Origin of the sequence: Nocardia sp. NPDC019395 (assembly GCF_040632335.1) — a bacterium.
Lineage (GTDB): Bacteria > Actinomycetota > Actinomycetes > Mycobacteriales > Mycobacteriaceae > Nocardia.
In genome coordinates this window covers 25,748-43,910 of record NZ_JBEYBT010000004.1, presented here as the reverse complement: position 1 = coordinate 43,910, position 18,163 = coordinate 25,748, and the positions used below count along the sequence as shown (strand labels likewise).

General features: G+C 66.9%; 21 protein-coding genes. 9 read left to right on the top strand and 12 right to left on the bottom strand.

Features of this window, described 5'->3' with window-relative positions; all coding sequences use genetic code 11:
• Positions 1–46: 46 nt before the first annotated feature.
• The gene (locus ABZ827_RS13570) at positions 47–2,104 is read right to left on the bottom strand and encodes a hypothetical protein (protein WP_357236754.1); all 2,058 of its coding nucleotides are present in this window, start codon (positions 2,102–2,104) and stop codon (positions 47–49) included.
• 366 nt (positions 2,105–2,470) lie between these two features.
• Between ABZ827_RS13570 and ABZ827_RS13565 the strand changes: the two genes are divergently transcribed.
• Together ABZ827_RS13565 and ABZ827_RS13560 are read left to right on the top strand one after the other, a co-directional pair.
• Positions 2,471–4,201 carry a sodium:solute symporter family protein gene (locus ABZ827_RS13565; protein ID WP_357236753.1) on the top strand — a complete coding sequence of 577 codons (1,731 nt, stop codon included), beginning with the start codon at positions 2,471–2,473 and terminating at the stop codon, positions 4,199–4,201.
• A gap of 10 nt (positions 4,202–4,211) precedes the next feature.
• Positions 4,212–4,463 (top strand): hypothetical protein, encoded by a 252-nt coding sequence (locus tag ABZ827_RS13560; RefSeq protein ID WP_357236752.1) that lies wholly within the window; start codon positions 4,212–4,214, stop codon positions 4,461–4,463.
• Between the two features lie 247 nt (positions 4,464–4,710).
• Here the strand turns inward: ABZ827_RS13560 and ABZ827_RS13555 are convergent, their stop codons facing one another.
• The 6 genes from ABZ827_RS13555 to ABZ827_RS13530 all read right to left on the bottom strand — a co-directional run bounded on the left by ABZ827_RS13555 (position 4,711) and on the right by ABZ827_RS13530 (position 10,064).
• A complete protein-coding gene (locus tag ABZ827_RS13555) occupies positions 4,711–5,211 on the bottom strand; it encodes a L,D-transpeptidase (protein WP_357236751.1) in 501 nt (166 codons plus the stop codon).
• Positions 5,212–5,384: 173 nt separating this feature from the next.
• Positions 5,385–6,683: a hypothetical protein gene (locus tag ABZ827_RS13550; RefSeq protein WP_357236750.1), complete on the bottom strand. Its 1,299-nt coding sequence runs from the start codon at positions 6,681–6,683 to the stop codon at positions 5,385–5,387.
• Complete coding sequence (locus ABZ827_RS13545; RefSeq protein ID WP_357236749.1) at positions 6,680–6,904, bottom strand: hypothetical protein; 225 nt, start codon at positions 6,902–6,904, stop codon at positions 6,680–6,682. The genes ABZ827_RS13550 and ABZ827_RS13545 overlap by 4 nt, the downstream gene beginning before the upstream one ends.
• A 187-nt stretch (positions 6,905–7,091) precedes the next feature.
• The gene (locus tag ABZ827_RS13540; protein ID WP_357236747.1) at positions 7,092–8,066 is read right to left on the bottom strand and encodes an alpha/beta fold hydrolase; all 975 of its coding nucleotides are present in this window, start codon (positions 8,064–8,066) and stop codon (positions 7,092–7,094) included.
• Positions 8,044–8,724 (bottom strand): TetR/AcrR family transcriptional regulator, encoded by a 681-nt coding sequence (locus tag ABZ827_RS13535; protein WP_357236745.1) that lies wholly within the window; start codon positions 8,722–8,724, stop codon positions 8,044–8,046. The genes ABZ827_RS13540 and ABZ827_RS13535 overlap by 23 nt, the downstream gene beginning before the upstream one ends.
• A complete protein-coding gene (locus tag ABZ827_RS13530; RefSeq protein ID WP_357236744.1) occupies positions 8,721–10,064 on the bottom strand; it encodes an NAD(P)-binding domain-containing protein in 1,344 nt (447 codons plus the stop codon). The genes ABZ827_RS13535 and ABZ827_RS13530 overlap by 4 nt, the downstream gene beginning before the upstream one ends.
• Before the next feature lie 171 nt (positions 10,065–10,235).
• Between ABZ827_RS13530 and ABZ827_RS13525 the strand changes: the two genes are divergently transcribed.
• Positions 10,236–11,276: an NAD(P)-dependent alcohol dehydrogenase gene (locus ABZ827_RS13525; protein WP_357236742.1), complete on the top strand. Its 1,041-nt coding sequence runs from the start codon at positions 10,236–10,238 to the stop codon at positions 11,274–11,276.
• A 7-nt stretch (positions 11,277–11,283) separates the two neighbouring features.
• Here the strand turns inward: ABZ827_RS13525 and ABZ827_RS13520 are convergent, their stop codons facing one another.
• Positions 11,284–11,766, bottom strand: coding sequence for a nuclear transport factor 2 family protein (locus tag ABZ827_RS13520; protein ID WP_357236740.1), 483 nt, complete (start codon positions 11,764–11,766; stop codon positions 11,284–11,286).
• Positions 11,767–11,975: 209 nt separating this feature from the next.
• On the opposite strand from ABZ827_RS13520, the gene ABZ827_RS13515 reads away from it, so the two are divergent.
• Positions 11,976–12,494, top strand: coding sequence for a DUF664 domain-containing protein (locus tag ABZ827_RS13515; RefSeq protein WP_357236739.1), 519 nt, complete (start codon positions 11,976–11,978; stop codon positions 12,492–12,494).
• Here ABZ827_RS13515 and ABZ827_RS13510 read toward each other — a convergent pair.
• The 4 genes from ABZ827_RS13510 to ABZ827_RS13495 all read right to left on the bottom strand — a co-directional run bounded on the left by ABZ827_RS13510 (position 12,483) and on the right by ABZ827_RS13495 (position 15,077).
• Positions 12,483–13,298, bottom strand: a complete 816-nt coding sequence (locus ABZ827_RS13510; protein ID WP_357236737.1) for a SigB/SigF/SigG family RNA polymerase sigma factor — start codon at positions 13,296–13,298, stop codon at positions 12,483–12,485. The genes ABZ827_RS13515 and ABZ827_RS13510 overlap by 12 nt on opposite strands.
• Positions 13,288–13,731: an anti-sigma factor gene (locus ABZ827_RS13505; RefSeq protein WP_357236736.1), complete on the bottom strand. Its 444-nt coding sequence runs from the start codon at positions 13,729–13,731 to the stop codon at positions 13,288–13,290. The genes ABZ827_RS13510 and ABZ827_RS13505 overlap by 11 nt, the downstream gene beginning before the upstream one ends.
• Positions 13,732–13,895: 164 nt before the next feature.
• A complete protein-coding gene (locus ABZ827_RS13500; protein WP_357236734.1) occupies positions 13,896–14,579 on the bottom strand; it encodes a PAS and ANTAR domain-containing protein in 684 nt (227 codons plus the stop codon).
• 90 nt (positions 14,580–14,669) lie between these two features.
• Positions 14,670–15,077 (bottom strand): STAS domain-containing protein, encoded by a 408-nt coding sequence (locus ABZ827_RS13495; protein WP_357236732.1) that lies wholly within the window; start codon positions 15,075–15,077, stop codon positions 14,670–14,672.
• Positions 15,078–15,314: 237 nt separating this feature from the next.
• Here ABZ827_RS13495 and ABZ827_RS13490 point away from each other — a divergent pair, with 237 nt between their 5' ends.
• The 5 genes from ABZ827_RS13490 to ABZ827_RS13470 all read left to right on the top strand — a co-directional run bounded on the left by ABZ827_RS13490 (position 15,315) and on the right by ABZ827_RS13470 (position 18,149).
• Entirely contained in the window at positions 15,315–16,325 is a 1,011-nt protein-coding gene (locus tag ABZ827_RS13490) for an iron-containing redox enzyme family protein (RefSeq protein ID WP_357236730.1), read from the top strand.
• Positions 16,322–16,981, top strand: a complete 660-nt coding sequence (locus ABZ827_RS13485) for a HemK2/MTQ2 family protein methyltransferase (RefSeq protein ID WP_357236729.1) — start codon at positions 16,322–16,324, stop codon at positions 16,979–16,981. Before ABZ827_RS13490 ends, ABZ827_RS13485 begins: the two co-directional genes overlap by 4 nt.
• Positions 16,962–17,183, top strand: a complete 222-nt coding sequence (locus tag ABZ827_RS13480; RefSeq protein ID WP_357236727.1) for a CDGSH iron-sulfur domain-containing protein — start codon at positions 16,962–16,964, stop codon at positions 17,181–17,183. Before ABZ827_RS13485 ends, ABZ827_RS13480 begins: the two co-directional genes overlap by 20 nt.
• A 101-nt stretch (positions 17,184–17,284) precedes the next feature.
• Positions 17,285–17,854: a nucleotidyltransferase gene (locus ABZ827_RS13475; RefSeq protein ID WP_357236725.1), complete on the top strand. Its 570-nt coding sequence runs from the start codon at positions 17,285–17,287 to the stop codon at positions 17,852–17,854.
• Positions 17,855–17,870: 16 nt separating this feature from the next.
• Complete coding sequence (locus ABZ827_RS13470) at positions 17,871–18,149, top strand: BON domain-containing protein (protein WP_357236724.1); 279 nt, start codon at positions 17,871–17,873, stop codon at positions 18,147–18,149.
• Positions 18,150–18,163 lie beyond the last annotated feature (14 nt).

The following is an 18,163-nucleotide window of genomic DNA, read 5'->3' as shown; positions in this document are numbered from 1 at the left end:
CCTGCCGGATCGGTCGGCTTCGCCGGAACCCGGCGATGCCGCCCCGTCAGCCGGTGGCCCGGAGGTGGGGCGGCCCCGGGTTCACGAACGGGCCGAGCGCTTGCTGAACCTGCTGATGCGACAATCGGCTGTGCCGGCGACCGGGCAACCCGTCTTCCGGCGCCCCGGTAGCGGCACGGCACAGATCCGGGTCCGCGACCGCCGGATCCGCCGCGAATCGGTCACCGACGATATCGATCGCCGCCAGCCGATTCCCGGTGCGCGCCTCGTACACGGTGAGCCGGTACACCATTGCGAACAGGTTCAGTGTCCGTCCCACCGGCTGCCCCGGGACGGCTGGATACTGGCAGGTACGCACCAGTTTCCCGAGACGTACCTCGGAAACACACGCGACCAGTTGCACTGTCCCGGCATCGACCGGATGCCACACCGCGGACGGTCCGAACCCATTCGCCTCCGACAGTTCACCGGCGAGATAGACGGGGCTGGGTCCGGCAGGCGCATAGGGCGGTGCGACCGTGGTTCCGCCCCCGCCGCCGCACACCGTCGCATACTCCGCGACATCGAACCGGGCGAACCCGGATGCCGCGAACACAGTGGCGCCCAGCCCCGCGAGCGCCGCGACAGCCACCGCGAGCGCGGCCAGGTGCCGCACTCCCGCACCACGTCCACGAGCGACAGCCCGCTCATCCGGCCGGTCTGCCCTGCCCTGCCCCGGCGTACGTACACCACCCGCCGCTCCCGGGACCGCGGAGCGACGCCACGTCCGGCCGGCGCCCGGCCGAAACCGGGACAGCCCACGCCGGCGGCCACCGGGGACGCCGGTGGACCTCCGTCGCCCGGGACCGGCCGATGCGGACCTGAACCGAACCCGTGAAACGTCTTCCACAGCACCCGTATTCGCCGCCGTTCCGACCGGTTCGGACTGGACGGGCGCAACGTCTGCGCGCGGCGAGGCATTCCCCTCGGCCGGCCCGGGACGCGACGGTACCGCTACCTCCGCATCCTGCACCGGTTTCGGCGGGGCCGGCGGGCACATATCCTCCGCCGCGACCGGGGCTTGTCCCTGCGTACTGGTTTCCACTTCCTCCACATGCGGCGGAGACTCGACAGCGGGTGCCGGAGTGGCCGCCGGCTGCGATATCTCTGCCACGGATACGCCGTCGGATACCGGGAGCCTCTCCCCTTCAGGCGCCTTCGCCGCGGACTCCCTGATCAGGCCGGCATTCTCGTCGGACTCCAGCTGCCCGGATATCGCGGCCGGTTCGGGGCCGGTCTCGATCTTGCGCCGGCGCGCCCCCGCTCGCACCGAATCGGTGACCACGCGCGCAGTGGCTTCGGCGAACTCGGCGGCACCACCGCGATCCTGTGCCGGAGTTCGGCCGAGCGCTCCGATTCGCGGAAAACCGGCCTTCCTTGCCCATCCGGTCCGTCCCGGCTCGGATACGGTGCCTGCTGCTGGACCGGCCTTCTCGACATCGGAGACCGCGAACCCCTCGCCCGCCAAATCGTCCCACTCCGGGGCGAGCCGGGGAACCTCGAGCGCCCGGAGCGCCTGCACGATATCGGCGGCACGCCAGCGGATTCCCCCGGACGGCGGACGCTCGAAGTACTCCGTCAGATTCGAGGACTGCCCGATGCGGATCAGAATCGTTTCCTCGCCCGGCTCGTGCGCGGGTGGAGTCCAGGTGATCCGGGAGCCGGTTTTCGGGACCAGCACCACCAGAACGTCGATATGTTCGGACACACCGTGCCGGCGCAGGATCGCGGCCAGTTCGCCGCGCTGTTTACGCGCCCACAGCAGCGGATTCGCCGTACCAGGCCCGGTACGCAGATCGGCGGCGCGATCGCCGATCTGCCACCGGCCGGCCGGCTCGGTGTCGAGCACACCGTGCTGAACCGAGCCGAAATCCGCCAGCACCACCAGCGTGCAGGCGTACGGAGTCCAGACCAGGAGATCGGTCACCGTGGCAGACCGGCGGCGGGCACGCGGTAGCGGACAGCCGAGCAGCGCGAGGCCGCCGATACGCTCGGACCCCGGCCCCCAGTCGCCGATAAGCCGGAGCACAAAGCGTTGCGCGCTGGACATTTCGGTGCTCTGCACGCGTATGATCACGGCAACCCCTACATCGGTGACCACAAAACCCGCGCACACCACAGGGGCGCCAGGGCAGCTCGTAATACCCTGGCGCACAACGTGTTCGGATGCGCCGTTGTCCATGGTAGCAATCCGCGGACCGGCGCACGAGAGCCTGCGTCCGCGTGCTTGCGTACGCATTTCTGCATATCATCCGCACAGCGTTCGATCGGTCCGCGAACGGACACGCCCAGCTTTGATCAACACGGCCCGAGCCGTAGCCGCACGCGGTACGTTTTATGCACCAGAGCCGATCTGGTAGTGCGGCCGGCCATCGGTGATGCCGAGGCGAGCTGTGCGCGGTTGTCCGGGCCGCTTCGAGGAGAACGTTTTATGCCGCAGTTCGGAATATCCCAGGAGGTCGTCTCCACACTCGCGGAAGGTGAGGTGTTGCGACTCGACGCCCAACCGGTCGACTATGCGATAGTCGCCCTCTATTTCGTATTCGTCCTCGGTATCGGTCTGCTGGCGCGCCAGCGCGTCTCGTCGAGTATGGACTTCTTCCTGTCCGGCCGGTCCCTCCCGGCCTGGGTCACCGGCCTGGCGTTCATCTCGGCCAATCTGGGCGCGGTCGAGATCATGGGCATGTCCGCCAACGGCGCCGAGTACGGATTCCCCGCATTCCACTACTTCTGGATCGGCGCGGTACCGGCCATGCTCTTCCTGGGCGTGGTCATGATGCCGTTCTACTACGGCTCGAAGGTACGCAGCGTCCCGGAGTTCATGCGGCGGCGTTTCGGCACCGGCGCGCACCTGGTGAACGCGCTCAGTTTCGCTGTGGCCCAGGTACTCATCGCCGGTGTCAACCTGTATCTGCTCGGCACCATCCTCAACGTCCTGCTCGGCTGGCCACTGTGGGTCGCGGTGATCGCGGCGGCGATCATCGTGCTCTCCTACATCACTCTCGGCGGCCTGTCCGCGGCGATCTACAACGAGGTTCTGCAGTTCTTCGTGATCGTCGCGGCCCTGCTCCCCCTCACGCTGATCGGCCTGCACCGGGTCGGCGGCTGGTCCGGATTGCAGGATCGGGTGGCCGCCTCCCCGGGAGGCCCCGAACAGCTGGATTCCTGGCCCGGTAACGCGCTGTCCGGGTTCGCCAACGATTTCGCGTCCATCATGGGCATCGTCTTCGGTCTGGGTTTCGTCCTGTCCTTCGGCTACTGGACCACGAACTTCGTGGAAGTGCAGCGCGCGCTGGCGACACATTCGATCTCCGCCGCCCGGCGCACCCCGATCATCGGCGCGTATCCGAAGATCTTCATCCCTCTGATCGTGATCATCCCCGGCATGATCAGCGCGGTCCTGGTACCGCAGATGGCCGATTACAAGGCGGCGGTCACCGCGAATCCCGATGTGGAAAGCGATACGACCTATAACCAGGCGCTGCTGTACCTGATGAAGGAAGTGCTACCCAACGGCCTGCTGGGCGTGGGACTCGCTGGACTGCTGGCCGCGTTCATGGCGGGTATGGCCGCCAATGTCTCGGCCTTCAACACGGTGTTCAGTATCGACCTGTGGCAGCAGTACGTGGTCAAGAACAAGCCGGACTCGTACTACCTGACAGTCGGCCGGCTGGCCACCGTGGGTGCCACCGTCGCGGCGATCTTCACCGCGTTCATCGCGGGCGGGTTCAGCAACATCATGGACTACCTGCAGACGCTGTTCAGTTTCTTCAACGCTCCGCTGTTCGCGACCTTCATCCTGGGCATGTTCTGGAAACGGATGACCGCCACCGCCGGCTGGACCGGCCTGGTGGCCGGTACCGCGGTCGCCGTCACCATCTTCGTACTGAACGAGACGGGTGTGTTCGCACTGTCCGGTCAGGGTGTCAGCTTCGTCGCGGCAGGCGCAGCCTTCGTGGTGGATATCCTGGTCAGTGTGGCCGTTACTCTGGTTACCGCACCGAAACCCGCCGCCGAACTCGTCGGCCTGGTGTATTCGGAGACACCGCGCGAACTGCGCACCGATCCGGAAGCCGCCACCCTGCCCTGGTATCAGCGCCCGGTGCTGCTGGCGGGTATCGCGCTGGTGCTCGTGATCATCCTCAATATCGCGACCGGATAGGACTACGACCGTGCTCTTCGATATCCGCACCATTGTCGGCGGCTTACTCGGCCTCTACGGCATCGTCCTGGTCATCACCGGACTGGTTCACGACACCGCCGCCGAGCAGGCCAAAACCGGCGGAATCAATGTGAACCTGTGGGCAGGCCTGGGGATGATCGTGGTGTCGGCCGCTTTCCTGGCGTGGGCACGACTGCGACCGGTAGTCGTCGACCGCCCCGACCCGGGAGCCGAGATCGAGCCCGCCACCGGCCAGGACTGACTCGGCGACCGGCTCCGGTAGCTGCGGCACGAGCCCGCCCCACCGGACCGGGTACCGGTCAGCTCGGCCGAAAGCGCGTCAGTCCGGCAGGCCGATGGCGAAGCCGATGGCGATGAGCAGGCAACTGATGATCGAAACAGCCACGATGATCCACATCAGGCAAGCGTACGAAACCCGCTGAGCACGCCGGATACCGGGTCGGATACCGATGCCCGGCGTGGCCTTCGGAGGGACCGCGGACCTCGGATCAGGGCACGACCTCGACGACGTCGCCGGGGTTCAGATAGTGATAGACCGCGACGGCTCCCGGTTCGGTCAACCGGATACAGCCGTGGGATTCGGCCTCCACCGGCCCGATGTGGAAGGCGATATCGCCGTTGAAGAACACCGCGTAGTGCATCGGAGCATGATGCATGGTGCTCCAGTGATACGGGCGCTTGAACGAGACATGGAAAACCCCGGGTGGGGTTTCGTATCCGTCCATCCCGTGCGACATCGGTGTCGGGCCGTAGACAACTCTGCCGTTGTCCATCAGCCACACCTCATTCGTGGACAAGCGCAGGCAGGCTCGCGCCGCCGGTGAGCACGGCGCCTGAGCCGGGATGATCGCCGGGGCGCCGGGCACGTTGGGCCCGTTGGGCCAGAGCGGTTCGGCGAGGGCGGGTGCCGCCGGAGCAAGAGCCGCCGCCGTGACCCCGGCGAGCACAGCCATCCGGCACACCCGATGAAGGAAAGTTCCGCTGCTCATCTCGTACCGACCTCTTTTCTCGATCCGCCGCCGATCCGGCGGGGCCAGCAAATCCGGAGCGAAGATCAGAGAACTACTCGACGGTACTGAAATTCCACGAACTGTGGGCCGTATTCACCGCCGACGCGCCGAAACGGACGCGAAATCCACGGTAGAACACAGCCCACGACCGCTCAGGCGACACTCCAGCTATCGGATGCGGCACCGCGTCGCCGGATACGCCGCCGACGCTGGTAGAACACCTCTTCCACCGAGACGTTGGGGACTTCCTCGACAATCCCGGTGAGCCGGGAGTCCAGTTCCAGTTCCGCGATCCGCCGGTGCAAACCGGCCCGGCGCTCCGCCGACAGCTGCGACCACACCACTCCGATCCGCCGCTGAGCGGCGATATCGGCCACCGCGAGCAACCGCAGCAACGGGGGCCAGAGGTCATCCGCATTGGCCACCGAAGGCAACTCGGCAATTCGCTCGACCGGCATCCGCGCCACCAGCCCCACCACGAAGCGCTGCACTTCGTGATGTGTGTTCCCGGCCAGTACCAGCAGGCCTTTCCACGGACCGGGTTCGAACGCCACGACCAGTGATTCGACAATCGCGGTCAGTGCGGCCGTATTGGCGAAGATCGGATTCATCGCGAGTTGGCGCACGGCCGGCCCGTGGAGTTTCGAGACGAAGGCCATCAATTCCGGCGCCGCACCCTTCTGGATGACGTGCGCGGCGAGTACTCCCAGCGATTCGGGGGTGGTGCGGGCCATCAGCACATCACCGACCTCGGCCACCACATCGTCCTCGGCCCGGGCCAGCATCGAGATCGCGGCTTCCTGGAGGTCCGGGGAGCCGGCCACCACCGTATCCATCATGCGCGGGATCCGCTGTGAGGCGCCGTGCAGCAGCTGCCGCAGGATTCTGCTGATCGCGGGTGAGGAGTAGGCGTACGCGGCGGAGAAGAGGACCCCTTCGTCGTCGAAGGTCCCGGTTTCGAAGGCCTCGACCAAACGCGGCGAGGCATACTCGAGGAAGGGTCCGGCCGTGATGTGGTCCCGGCGGCGCAGTACTTCGTTCAGAATCGCGACCAGGGGTTCGGACGCCATGATGTCGCCCAGCTCACCGAGCGCCTTGGGGTCCACGTACGGCGCGCACGACGCGGCATACTCGGCCTTCAGCATGGTGAGCGTTTCCGCGGCCGCGTCCGGATAGTCGACGCCGACAGCGCCCGCCGCGCGACCGGTCATCATGGGTGGCACGATCCGCTGCACCAGCGGCAACGAGACGGTCAGCGGAATGATGGGGATCAGTCGCCCGATCCGTTTGAACATCTCCCCGTGGTATTCGTAGATCCGGCCCGATATCCGCTTCTCCAGCTCGTGCAGGTGCTGGGGACCGAGCCGTTCGAGATAGGCGATCCGTTCGACCGAGACATGCAGTGTGCGCGCGAGCAGAATCATCTGCGCGCGAGTTACCAGATCACTCATCCTTCGAGTAGTCCCCCGAACATGATCCGGCGGGTGATCGCCTTGAACGGCGGCGGGAAGAACCGGATCATCCCGTTGACGGCTTCGATGAGTAGTTCCTTCTCCATTTTCTGGGTATCCCGGAACAGTCCGAGCAGATCCTCCATCTCCTGTTCGGAAAGCATTTCCGAGGCGGCGGTGGGTCCGTTCAGCTCGCGGACGAGTTCAGTTCTGGCACTCATTCTGCTCCTGTGTCTCTCTCAGTGGCCGGGGGCCGCGCGGATCTCGCACCCGGCACCAGGTAGTACCCGCATGACGATATGCCGAATCACCATGACCGTAAGGGCATTCACAACGGGCGTTACCTGCCTGCAATTCGGCATGCCTCACATCGCGGGGTATGCGTGACGCTACCGCAGCCGGGTACAGCTATCTCGCCGCCATGAGATGCCGGCGCAGGAACATCACCTGATGCCGCACGGCGGGCTCGAAACAGGGGTTACCCGGCCAGACACCGAAATGGTCGCAGGGATAGTGCCGGACCTCGGCACGCGCCGCGAACGCCGCCTTCGCCGCCGCATCCGGTGGCGCACCGCGATCGAAATCGGCGATCTGCACCAGAACCGGCAATCGCAGCCGGGCTGCTGTCCGCGCGGGACGGTAGCCCGCCAGCTGCGGCAGTACACCCGAATCGATTTCGTTCCGCCAGGTCGGACCGGCCAGCGCCCGGTAGGACTCGTAATACCCGTCCAGCGCCAGTGCCGCGACCTCACCGGGACGACCCACGAGCGGGATGAGGCCCGACCGGCCGGCGCGCGCGGCCAGCCGGCTCCACGCCGTGGCGTATGCACCCCGCAACGTTGCCGCGATACCGCCGGACCGTACCGCCAGCGCCGCCGCGGCTCGCCCGTCGACCAGCGGTGTCACCGAGACGATCGCGGCGAGCGCGGTACGTGCGGTATCCGCCTTCTCCGGTGTGGCGCGCGCGGCCGCCGCCGCGGCGAAAACGTGGCCCCCGGACATCGAGACCCCCCACAACACCACCCGGCGCGGATCCACTCCCGGTAGATCCGCGGCCGCAGCGACCGCGGCCCGGTAGTCGGCGACCTGGTCGGCCATCCGGACCCGCTGCCGGGGACTGCCTCCACTGGCTCCGAAGTACCGGAAGTCGAAGGCGAGTACGTCGATTCCGGCCGCAGCGTAGGCCCGCGCGAACGGCTCCAGCCCGGAATCCTTCGTACCGCCGAAACCGTGGGCCATCACCGCGATCGGGCGGCCACCGGGGCCTTCCAGCTCAGCGGTACCGGCCCGGAAGTACCAGGCGTGGCACCGATCCTCCCCCGAACGGAAGGTGAGCTCGGTGGGGGCGGTGGTGTCGGGTTCAGGCGTGTGCTGCAGGGTCATGGGTGTTCCTCGCGATGGTGGGTTCAGCGGGCCGCGGCCCGGGTTCGCGGCCGTAGATCGACCGCAGCCAGACGGTGACCACCGATTCGATATAGCTTTCCCGGTCGAGCTCCACACCGAGGGTGAGGCGCTCGAGCAGTCGTTCGTTGAGCAGAAGCAGCACATCGGCGAGCGTTTCCGCGTCCCCGCCGGCGGGTGCGCGACCGGCCCGGCGTTCGTCCTCGATCATGGCCGCGATGGACGGGATGAACGCCTGGCGCTCGGACTCCCAGATATCGCGCACAGCCGCCGACGCGCTGCGTGCGTCGAGGACGGCGCTGTAGAGATACCGGTGGCGGTCCCAGAAATCCACCAATCCGCGGATCGTGCGTTCGATACGGCCGGCCGGCTCTCCGGGGCCCACGAGAATATCGTTGACCGCGAATACTTCCTCGTAGATTTCCTCCAGGGCGGCCCCCACGGCAGTCGCCTTGTTCTCGAAGTAGAAATAGAAAGCCGAACGGGTCAGCCCGGCCCGCCGGGAGATCTCGGCGATATTGACCGCCTCGAGCCGGCCCCCGTTATCGCGCAGCAGTTCGTGCAGCGCCACCAGCAGCGCACTACGACGCTGGTCGCCGCGCTGCGGGGTGCGCCGGTCGGTGCGCGAACGGGCGGTCATCCGGTGCGTCCCGCCGGGAGCGCGCCGTGCGCACGGGCCCGGCGTAATCCGGCGGGGAGTTCGGCGAGCCGCAGATCGCGTTCGTAGACGAAGTAGTCCAGTTGCTGAGTGTGCCTCGGCCGGTCCACCACGTGCCCGGTGAATCGCCGCTGGTCCTCCGCGATGACCCGGCGCATCACCGGCTCCGGCGGTGGCCGGTAGTGCCCGGCCGCATAAGCGGCGACCAGCCGGGCCTGGCATTCCACGAACGGGAACAGGGTGGGAAACGGCTGCGCGAAACCGACGAACGCGAGATTGTCCACACCGGGTTTGAAAATACGTTTGTACAGCGAGATCCGGTTGTCCGGCGCGCTGATGAATTCCGGATCGAAGAACGGGAAGGTGATGTTGTAGCCCGTGCAGTAGATGATGACGTCGAAGTCCTTGTGTGACCCGTCCACGAAATGCACGGTGGCGCCGTCCAACCGGCTCACGTCGGGTTTGGCCACCACATCACCGGACCCCAGCCGCAGCGGCAGTTCCACGGACTGGGTGGGATGGGCCTCGAAGAACTTGTGGTTCGGCGCGGGTAGTCCGTACTTCTCCGGATCGCCCGAGATGAACGGCGTGAATGTCTGCACGATTTTGCGCTGCCAGGACAACGGTACGTACGGCACGGTGCGGAAATAGCGGTCCGCCGGGGTGCCGACGAAGTACTTCGGGACCACCCACGCGCTCGATCGCGTCGACAGCCACACCTCGTTGTCCATCGCCCGGGACGACAGTTCGACGGTGATATCCGCGGCGCTGTTACCGATCCCGACGATCAGGATCCGTTTGCCGTAGAGGTCCAGTGGGGTGCGCGGATCGATATAGGAGTGGGAGTGGATCGACTGCCCGGTGAACTCACCGGGAAAGTCGGGCAGCCGAGGGTCCCAATGGTGCCCGTTGCCGACGACCAGCATGTCGAACCGCCGGTTCTCGCCGCTGCCGGTCTCGATATCCCATCCCCCGTCCACCGGGCGGGCGTGGCGTACACCGTTGCCGAATTCGATGGCTCGTTTCAGGTCGAATGCCGCGGCATAGCCCTCGAGGTACTCCTTGATCAGGCTGTGGTGCGGGAAGTCGGGATAGGAATCCGGCATCGGATAGTCCCGGAACGACAGCTGATATTTCGACGTATCGATATGCAGCGATCGGTACGCGCTGGAATGCCCGTTCGGATTGCCGAACGCCCAGTTCCCGCCGATCCGGTCCGAGGCTTCGAAACATGTGTAGTCGATCCCGTAGTCCCCCAGCATTTTTCCGCTGGTCAGACCGCTGATACCGGCCCCGATGACCGCGACGGTGGGTTTCGACATACGACCTCCTGCGCGTTCCGCCGAACGGCGGATCCGATCCGGCAGTGACACCGGTCACACGAAGATTAGGGGCGAATTTGACAGGTGTCAAGAAAAATCAACCCTTGTCAGTAGGCCGTCCACAACCTAACTTTGTGAAGCACGTCATACGGTCGGATCGGGAGGAAACCCATGCGAGCCCTGCAACTCACCGAGCCCGGCCGGCTGGAGATACGCGAGGTCCCGACACCGGAACCCGGGCCGGGCGAACTGCTGATCCGCGTCGGCGCATCGGGTATCTGCCATTCCGACCTGCACGTACTGCACCTGCCTTTCAAGGTGCGCGAGGAACCGCTGACCCTCGGTCACGAGATCGCGGGCACGATCGCCGCGGTCGGCGACCAGGTCCAGGGAAGGACGAGCGGCGAGCGCGGGGTGGTGTATCTGTGCTGGTCGTGCGGTATCTGCCCCGAATGCGCGAGCGGAAACGAGAACGTCTGCCGCGCCGCCGGCCGGGTGGCCATGCCGCCGTGCCCCGGTCTCGGACCCGATGGCGGTATGGCGGAATATGTCGCCGTACCGGCGAATTCGTTCGTTCCGATCGGTGATATGGATTTCGTCGCCGCGGCGCCCCTGGCCGATGCCGCGCTCACCAGCTATCACGCCATCCGCGGCGCCCGCGACCAGCTGTATCCCGGTTCGACCGCCGTGGTGATCGGCGCCGGGGGCCTCGGCCACGTCGGTATCCAGATCCTGCGCGCGATCACCGCGGCCAGGGTCGTCGCGGTGGACACCGATACCGCCAAACTGGAACTCGCCACCGAATGCGGGGCACACGAGGTTCTGGCGGCCGGGGAGGACACCGCGGCCCGGATCCTCGATATGACAGACGGCCGCGGCGCGGAAGCTGTATTCGATTTCGTCGGCGTGGACGCCACCGCCCAACTCTCGGTGCGCAGTGTCGGACCGAACGGCGCATACCGGATGATCGGGCTGGGCGACGGCAACCCGGAGATCACGGCCGGACCCGCCGGTGGTCCCGGATTACCTTGGGGCGCAACGGTTCGTAAATCCTACGGCGGCACCAAACGCGATCTCATCGACAGTATCGCGCTGGCCCGCGAGGGCAGGATCACCGCCCGCACAGAGCGGTTCGCCCTGGCGGACGGCGCGCACGCCTACGAACTGCTGGAGCAGGGCCGGATCCGCGGCCGCGCGGTACTGGTGCCCTGAGCGGCTGTCACTCCCCGCCGGCCGGTGCCCACATATTGCTGATCAGCTTATGGCTGGGGGTATCGGCCAGCGATTGCGAGGACTCGTAGATCCGGACGTAGGACGTGGCGGAGATCCGCCAGATCCCGTCCTCGCCCCGGCGATAACGATCCGTGTAGTACCCGGCGCCTCGGATGAGCACACCGAAATCGGTGGCGATGACCGTATCCTCGAACAACCAGCTACCGGTGGCGGTGTCACCCTCGACAACGATCTCCGGATGGTTGGCGACATGGGTGGTCACGATGCCGGAGCCCATATTCTCGCGCATGAACTCGACCACGGCGTCGCGGCCGTCGAGCGTGAGTTCGCGCCCCATGGCGTGCGTCCCGTAGCGGGCTTCGATCCCGGGGTCGAGGGTTTCGGCGAAATCGCCCCACTGTTTGAGGTCCAGGGTGCGGAAGTACCGGTATTTGAGACCGCGGATGAGTTCGAGTGCCTGCAGATCCATGCAGTCACCTTGGCACGGGCGACCCCCGGCGGCAAGAACACGTTCTAATTCGAGTCGCGCGGAGCCGACCGGACAATCGGCCCACGGGTCGACGCGCCAGGACTTCCGGGGCGGTTTGCCGGGCACTCGGTCGTGGTAATGCGGTAGGCACAACGTGGCCGCTACGAAACGGTCCGCTCCACGCATACCGACGAGCTACGGAGACAGTTATGAACAGTGTCGAGATGCTCACCGATGCCTTCGACCGGATCCGGGAGGTCGTGCACGAGTCCGTCGAGGGGCTCGACGCGGACGCCCTGAACTACCGGGTCGACCCGGCCGCCAACTCCATCTCCTGGCTGGTCTGGCACCTGACCAGGGTGCAGGACGAGCACCTCGCCGAACTCGCCGGCACCGAGTCGTTCTGGTCCGGCCGCGGCTGGTACGAGCGGTTCGATCTGCCGATCGACCGGCAGGCCACCGGATACGGTGACACCCCGGACGATATCGCCCGGGTCCGGGCCCCCGCCGAACTGCTGACCGGCTACTACGACGCCGTGCACGCGCACACCGTCCGATTCGTCGGCACGCTGACCGACAGCGATCTGGCGACGGTGGTCGACGAGAACTGGAACCCACCGGTAACGATGGGTGTGCGGCTGGTCAGTGTGATCGCCGACGATCTCCAGCACGCGGGACAGGCCGCGTTCCTGCGAGGTGTGGCCGCCCGGCGCGAGTCAGTCTCGTAGCGCTTCCTCCCGTAACCATCCCAGGGTCCGCGACAGTATCCGGGAGATGTGCATCTGCGAGACCCCGAGTCGCTCGGCGATCTGGGACTGGGTCTTGGACTCGAAAAATCGCATCCGCAAAACCTCGCGCTCCCGCTCGGAGAGCTCGCCGAGTAGCGGTTCGACCGCCAGATAGTCCTCCACCCAGCCGTAGGACGATTCCTCGGCACCCAGCGATTCCACGAGCGCCGGGGTGGCGGAATCACTGTCCTCACCGGCCGGCGCGTCGAGCGAGGAGGCCTGATAGGCGTTACCGGCGATCAGCGCCTGGGTCACCTCCACCAGATCGATCCCGAGTTCCTCGGCGATCTCCCGGGCTCGCGGCACCCGGCCGAGCCGCTGGGACAGGATCTCGATCGTGGGCCCCAGGTTCAGCTGGATCTCCTTCACGCGCCGGGGCACCCGGACCGACCAGGTGTTGTCCCGGAAATGGCGGCGCACCTCGCCCATGATCGTGGGGACGGCGAAGGACAGGAATGACGATCCCCGGGATACATCGAACCGCTCCACCGCGTTCAGCAGCCCCACGCGAGCGACCTGGAGCAGATCATCATAGGATTCGCCCCGGCCCGAGAATTTCCGGGCGATATGCTCGGCCAGCGGCAGGCAGCGGGCGAGAATTTCCGCGCGGAGAGCCGAGCGGTCCGCCGATCCCTCGGGCAGGACGGCCAACTCGCCGAACAACGGCTCGATATTGTCGTAGCTGTCATTGCCACGATGGCGGCGTGAGGGCCCCGGATCCACCCGAGCTGCCTCATGCGCCATCGGCGCCTCCTCGGAACCAGCTGAATTCGACATCGGTCGGGTACCCACCACTCGCCACGTCGTAGGGGTGCTGCACCACGGTCACCCCGCGGGTCAGGGTCCGCACGATATGCCAGCCGAACTCTTCCTGATCGAAAAGCCCGTCGGCCACCGAAGTCGAGGCTACGCGCACTGTCATGCGGTGCTCGTCATAATCGAAATCGCAGCTCAGTGTCGTATTCGCAACGGCGGCCGTGATCAGTGAGGTGGCCACCTCGTCGAGGGCCAGCCGAATATCGGTCACCTCGTCCAAACCGAAGTCGGCTATCAGCGATACCGTCTCGGCCAGCGCCCGCAGCATCACCAACTGCTCGCGCTGCGCCGGGACTCGCACGCCGACGGCCTTCGTATCGCGTGCTGTCGTACCCACAGAGTCGGAGACGCTGTCCACCATGCGCACCACCACCTCGTTCGTGCGGCCCACCGAAAGGGGCCGGGGGCGCCTACCCGGGCCATCGTGGCCTCTGACCTATGGCGACGCCGCGGCTGTCTGTCCTCGGCCTGATTCTCACATGCGCAGGTACCCGGGATCGGGACACCGAAACCGGCTCCCGCCGCTTACTGCCGGTCGAGGCGTTCGTGGACCGTCAGGAGCATATGGTCGAATTCGGTGCGCAGAACCGACGATGCGTGGCCGATCGAAGTCAGCTCGGTGACCAAGCGCGCCGCCAGATCGCGCAGCTTGGTGTTGGTTTCCTGCGAACGCCACGTCAGCACCCGGAAGGCCTGCTCGGCGTTGATGCTGTAGACGAGCATCAACGCTCCCTTGGCCTGTTCGATAACCGCCCGGGCCGCGTACAACTCGGGCAGGGTGTCCTGCAGGGTTTCCTGCCGCTCCTCGGCCAGGGTCGCGGTGAGATCCACGTAGTAGCCCGCGGAGCCGACCACTTCTCCGGCTTCGTCGGTCATCGAATCGGCGACCACGAGGACATGGCGGGTCCGCCCGGTGGTGTCCACGATCCGGTGCCTGCTACAGAACGGTTCCGCGTCGGCCACCGATTTCGCGAGCGCACCGGCCACTCGAGCCCTGTCCCCGGGATGCTTGTGGCTCAGCACCAGATCCGTATCCGGTTCCATGGGTTCGGGCGGATAGCCGTGCATCTGCGCGACAGCCTCCGACCATTCCCAGCGCCGTTCGGCGAACCAGAAACGGAAACCCCCCGCACACTGCTCTATCCCCGACTCGGGTTCGGGGTCCGTCGGCTGGATCTCGTCGGTGGAATCGCTCCGGCGCTGCGTCACCGCCCGATTATCGGCTGTTTCCGCCGGCAGCGCGAGCCGCGGGCACCCGGCGGCCACCGCCGCGATCGCGGGCGGTGGCCGGTCCCGGTCTCAGTCCCGCAACGAGGTGCGCAGGGTCGGGTAGTACCGGAACAGGTGACGCACCCCGGTGATCGCCAGCGCACGCTCGATATCCTTACGACCGCTGACCAGCCGCAGCTCGACCCCGGAACGCCATGCGTCGCATTTGGCATCGGCCAGGGACGCGGCGGCGCGGATACACAGGAAGGTCGTGGCCCGCAGATCCAGCACGACCACCCGGCACCCGGCACGACTGCAACGGCCGAGCAGAGCGCGGAATTCGTCGAGTCCGACAACGTCGAGTTCGCCCTCGACCCGGGCGATCGAGCAGTCGGGGTAATCGGCGCTACGCCGCGACCACATCCGGCCGGCGGCCGCGGTGCGCGGATCGTTGCTCCGGTGTTGATCGACCTGACACAGAGCGGTGGTTACCGACATATCAATCCCTTCCGTCGCGGTTCGGGATTTCCGGTTGGCTACCTGGTCGAGCCGGCATCGGACGAGCATGTCCTCCGGCGAGCCCGACTACCGGCATACGCCGGACCGGGTTCGGCTGCGTGTTTCAACCTCGTCCCATTCTGGCACGACCGGCAGCACCTGTACACCGCGCCGATCACTCGGGGTCTCTTGCCGGCGCAGACGTTTACCTCGCCCGGTGGCGGCTACTGCGGGGACATGGTCGAAACACTCGCCGCCCTGGGCACTGCCTCCCGGGGGGTGGGCCTGCCGGTACCCCGGGGTCTGCTCTCCGCCGACGTCATAACGCTGCTGTCGGCCGAACCGGGCAGTCCGGTCCCGCAGGCTCCGCCGGATCTCGACCCCTTCGGTGAGGACCTCCAGCTGACTCTGCACACCTGCTACGAACTGCACTACCAGGGGTTCCGTGATGTCGATCCGGAATGGGAATGGGACAGCGGCCTGCTCCGGCTGCGCCGCAAACTGGAACGCCGATTCGAGGACGCCTTACGCTCCGAGGTTCCCGGCGGCCACGACGTGACCGCCGAGCTGGACCGGCTGCTCACCGCGCCCGCGGCCGGAGGGATCGCGCGCCGGCTCCGGGACGAGGGCTCCTGGTGGCAGGCACAGGAGTACTTCGTACAGCGCTCGATCTATCATCTCAAGGAGGCCGACCCGGTCGCCTGGGTGCTCCCCCGCCTGCGGGGCCAGGCGAAAGCCGCGCTCGCGGCGATCGAATTCGACGAATTCGGCGGCGGTCACGGCGACCGGATCCATGCCCGCCTCTATGCCGATCTGCTGCGCGGCGCCGGACTCGCCGACGACTATCTGCACTATCTGGATATCGTGCCGGCACCCATGCTGACCCTGGTCGACATGATGTCGATGTTCGGATTGCACCGGTCGCTGCGCGGGGCACTGGTGGGCCATTTCGCGGCAGTGGAGATCACTTCCTCCCCCGCCTCCCAGGTCATGGTCGATGCGCTGCGGCGATTTTCGGCGCATCCTGATTGTGTGCGCTTCTACGCGGAACATGTCACTGCGGATGCCGTGCACGAACAGGTCGTACGCCGCGATGTCCTCGCCGATCTGCTCGCCGGCGAACCCGAGCTCGCCGAATCGGTGGTTTTCGGCATCCAGGCCACCGATCTGCTCGAAGACCGCTGCGCCGATGCGATGCTGCGCTGCTGGCAGGCAGGTGACAGCTCACTACGAACCGAGGCCGGATGAGTGCGATGCTGGTCCGGGCACCGGGGGTGTACCGGCCGCAACCCGATACCTGGCTGCTGGCCCGGGCGATGACCGAGGCGGCGCTGCCGCCGGGCACCCGGGTGCTCGACGCCTGCACCGGAACCGGTGCGCTGGCCATCCATGCCGCGCGGACGGGAGCGGCGGCGGTGACGGCGGTGGATCTGTCCCGGACCGCCGTGGCCTCGGCATGGCTCAACAGCCGGCTGCGCGGAGTGCGGCTGGAATTGTTGTGCGGGGATGTCACCCGGGTTGTGGCGGGCCGGACATTCGATGTGATCGTGGCCAACCCGCCCTATGTCCCGAGCGACGACCCGGCCGCGAGCCGCCGGTCGGCCCGCGCCTGGGATGCCGGCCGGTACGGACGGTCCGTGCTCGACCCGCTGTGCGTCATGATGCCGCGGCTGCTCGATATCGGCGGCACCGCACTCATCGTGCACTCGGCCCTGTCCGGGCCCACGACCAGCCTCGGCCAGCTGCGCGACGGCGGGCTGAAAGCGACGGTCGTGGCGCGGACGATGATCCCCTTCGGCCCGGTGCTGGCCCGCCGCAGCGGCTGGCTGTGTGACCGCGGCCTGATCCGGCCCGGGCAGCAACATGAGGAGTTGGTGGTCATCCGTGCCGACAGAACGCGATGAGAAACCGGCCGAGCCGACCCGGATCGTATTCACCGAAGACGGGCCGGCACTGGTCGACGGTCCGGTGGAACTGGTCGCTCCCGACGGCACGGTCACCCGGGCGGACCGTTTCCTCGTAGCGATCTGCCTCTGTAAACGGTCGCGGAGCTACCCGCTGTGCGATACCAGCCACCGGCACCGGCGACGTTGCCGGGACAGCTGACGGATCTGTCCCCGCGCACGACTCACACTTGCCGGCAGGTGTATCGCCGACCGGCAGGTCATCCGCTGATTAGCGGCGCGACGCGCGGGTAGCCGCCGAATATGGTTCCGACGGAAGAGCAGCTGCTACACGCTTTGACCCGGGCCGCGAATGCCCTCACGCAGCAGGGCATACCTTTCGCCGTGGCGGGTGGCTGCGCCGTGTACGCCCGCGGCGGCCCGCCCTCCGACCACGATGTGGACCTGTTCGTCAAACCCGCCGACAGCGCCCGGGCACGCAGCGAACTGGCCAGGGCCGGCCTGCGGATCGCGGACGCGGCCGAGGACTGGCTGGCCAAGGCATACGACGGGGACGTTCTCATCGATATCATCCACCGGCCCAACAATCGAGAGGTCGACGACGCGCTCCTGGCTCGCGCCGAGACGATGCGAGTCGGGCCGACGGTCGCCCCCGTGGTGGACGGCACCGACCTGCTGGTCGATAAATTGCTGGTCTTCGACGCGCACCGGCTCGACCTCAGCCCGCTGCTGCGCATCTCCCGCGATCTGCGCGAACAGGTGAACTGGCCCGCGGTGCGCGCGCAGACCGAGCATTCGCCCTACGCGCGTGCGTTCCTCGGCCTGATCGACGATCTCGGTATCGCCGAAACCACCGCGCCGCCGCGCGCCTGACGGAAAGGCGGAGTAGATGTCCGGAAACCCGAATTCGCCCCGGCAGCGGCCACCGGAATATCTGGCCGCCGAACTACATCGGGCGCTGGCCGAGGATCCACGCACGGCCGAACAGGGCGTACGCGTCCGGATCCGCGGCGGTGTCGTGGTCCTCGACGGCGAGGTCGGTACCACGCAGCGGCGGCAACTGCTCGCCGACGTGGTCCACGATATCGCCCCTGAGCTGCCTATCCACAACGATGTGCACGTCACCGCGACTGCCCGGCCGGGCGATAGCGAAGACCTCGGTGGGTGACACCGAGTGGAAGG

Excerpts from the sequence above, each read along its gene's own strand:
- ABZ827_RS13565 (WP_357236753.1), top strand. The coding sequence starts at position 2,471 with ATGCCGCAGTTCGGAATATCCCAGGAGGTCGTCTCCACACTCGCGGAA.
- ABZ827_RS13555 (WP_357236751.1), bottom strand. The coding sequence starts at position 5,211 with ATGAGCAGCGGAACTTTCCTTCATCGGGTGTGCCGGATGGCTGTGCTC.
- ABZ827_RS13550 (WP_357236750.1), bottom strand. The coding sequence starts at position 6,683 with ATGAGTGATCTGGTAACTCGCGCGCAGATGATTCTGCTCGCGCGCACA.
- ABZ827_RS13545 (WP_357236749.1), bottom strand. The coding sequence starts at position 6,904 with ATGAGTGCCAGAACTGAACTCGTCCGCGAGCTGAACGGACCCACCGCC.
- ABZ827_RS13540 (WP_357236747.1), bottom strand. The coding sequence starts at position 8,066 with ATGACCCTGCAGCACACGCCTGAACCCGACACCACCGCCCCCACCGAG.
- ABZ827_RS13535 (WP_357236745.1), bottom strand. The coding sequence starts at position 8,724 with ATGACCGCCCGTTCGCGCACCGACCGGCGCACCCCGCAGCGCGGCGAC.
- ABZ827_RS13530 (WP_357236744.1), bottom strand. The coding sequence starts at position 10,064 with ATGTCGAAACCCACCGTCGCGGTCATCGGGGCCGGTATCAGCGGTCTG.
- ABZ827_RS13525 (WP_357236742.1), top strand. The coding sequence starts at position 10,236 with ATGCGAGCCCTGCAACTCACCGAGCCCGGCCGGCTGGAGATACGCGAG.
- ABZ827_RS13520 (WP_357236740.1), bottom strand. The coding sequence starts at position 11,766 with ATGGATCTGCAGGCACTCGAACTCATCCGCGGTCTCAAATACCGGTAC.
- ABZ827_RS13515 (WP_357236739.1), top strand. The coding sequence starts at position 11,976 with ATGAACAGTGTCGAGATGCTCACCGATGCCTTCGACCGGATCCGGGAG.
- ABZ827_RS13510 (WP_357236737.1), bottom strand. The coding sequence starts at position 13,298 with ATGGCGCATGAGGCAGCTCGGGTGGATCCGGGGCCCTCACGCCGCCAT.
- ABZ827_RS13505 (WP_357236736.1), bottom strand. The coding sequence starts at position 13,731 with ATGGTGGACAGCGTCTCCGACTCTGTGGGTACGACAGCACGCGATACG.
- ABZ827_RS13495 (WP_357236732.1), bottom strand. The coding sequence starts at position 15,077 with ATGTCGGTAACCACCGCTCTGTGTCAGGTCGATCAACACCGGAGCAAC.
- ABZ827_RS13490 (WP_357236730.1), top strand. The coding sequence starts at position 15,315 with ATGGTCGAAACACTCGCCGCCCTGGGCACTGCCTCCCGGGGGGTGGGC.
- ABZ827_RS13485 (WP_357236729.1), top strand. The coding sequence starts at position 16,322 with ATGAGTGCGATGCTGGTCCGGGCACCGGGGGTGTACCGGCCGCAACCC.
- ABZ827_RS13475 (WP_357236725.1), top strand. The coding sequence starts at position 17,285 with ATGGTTCCGACGGAAGAGCAGCTGCTACACGCTTTGACCCGGGCCGCG.
- ABZ827_RS13470 (WP_357236724.1), top strand. The coding sequence starts at position 17,871 with ATGTCCGGAAACCCGAATTCGCCCCGGCAGCGGCCACCGGAATATCTG.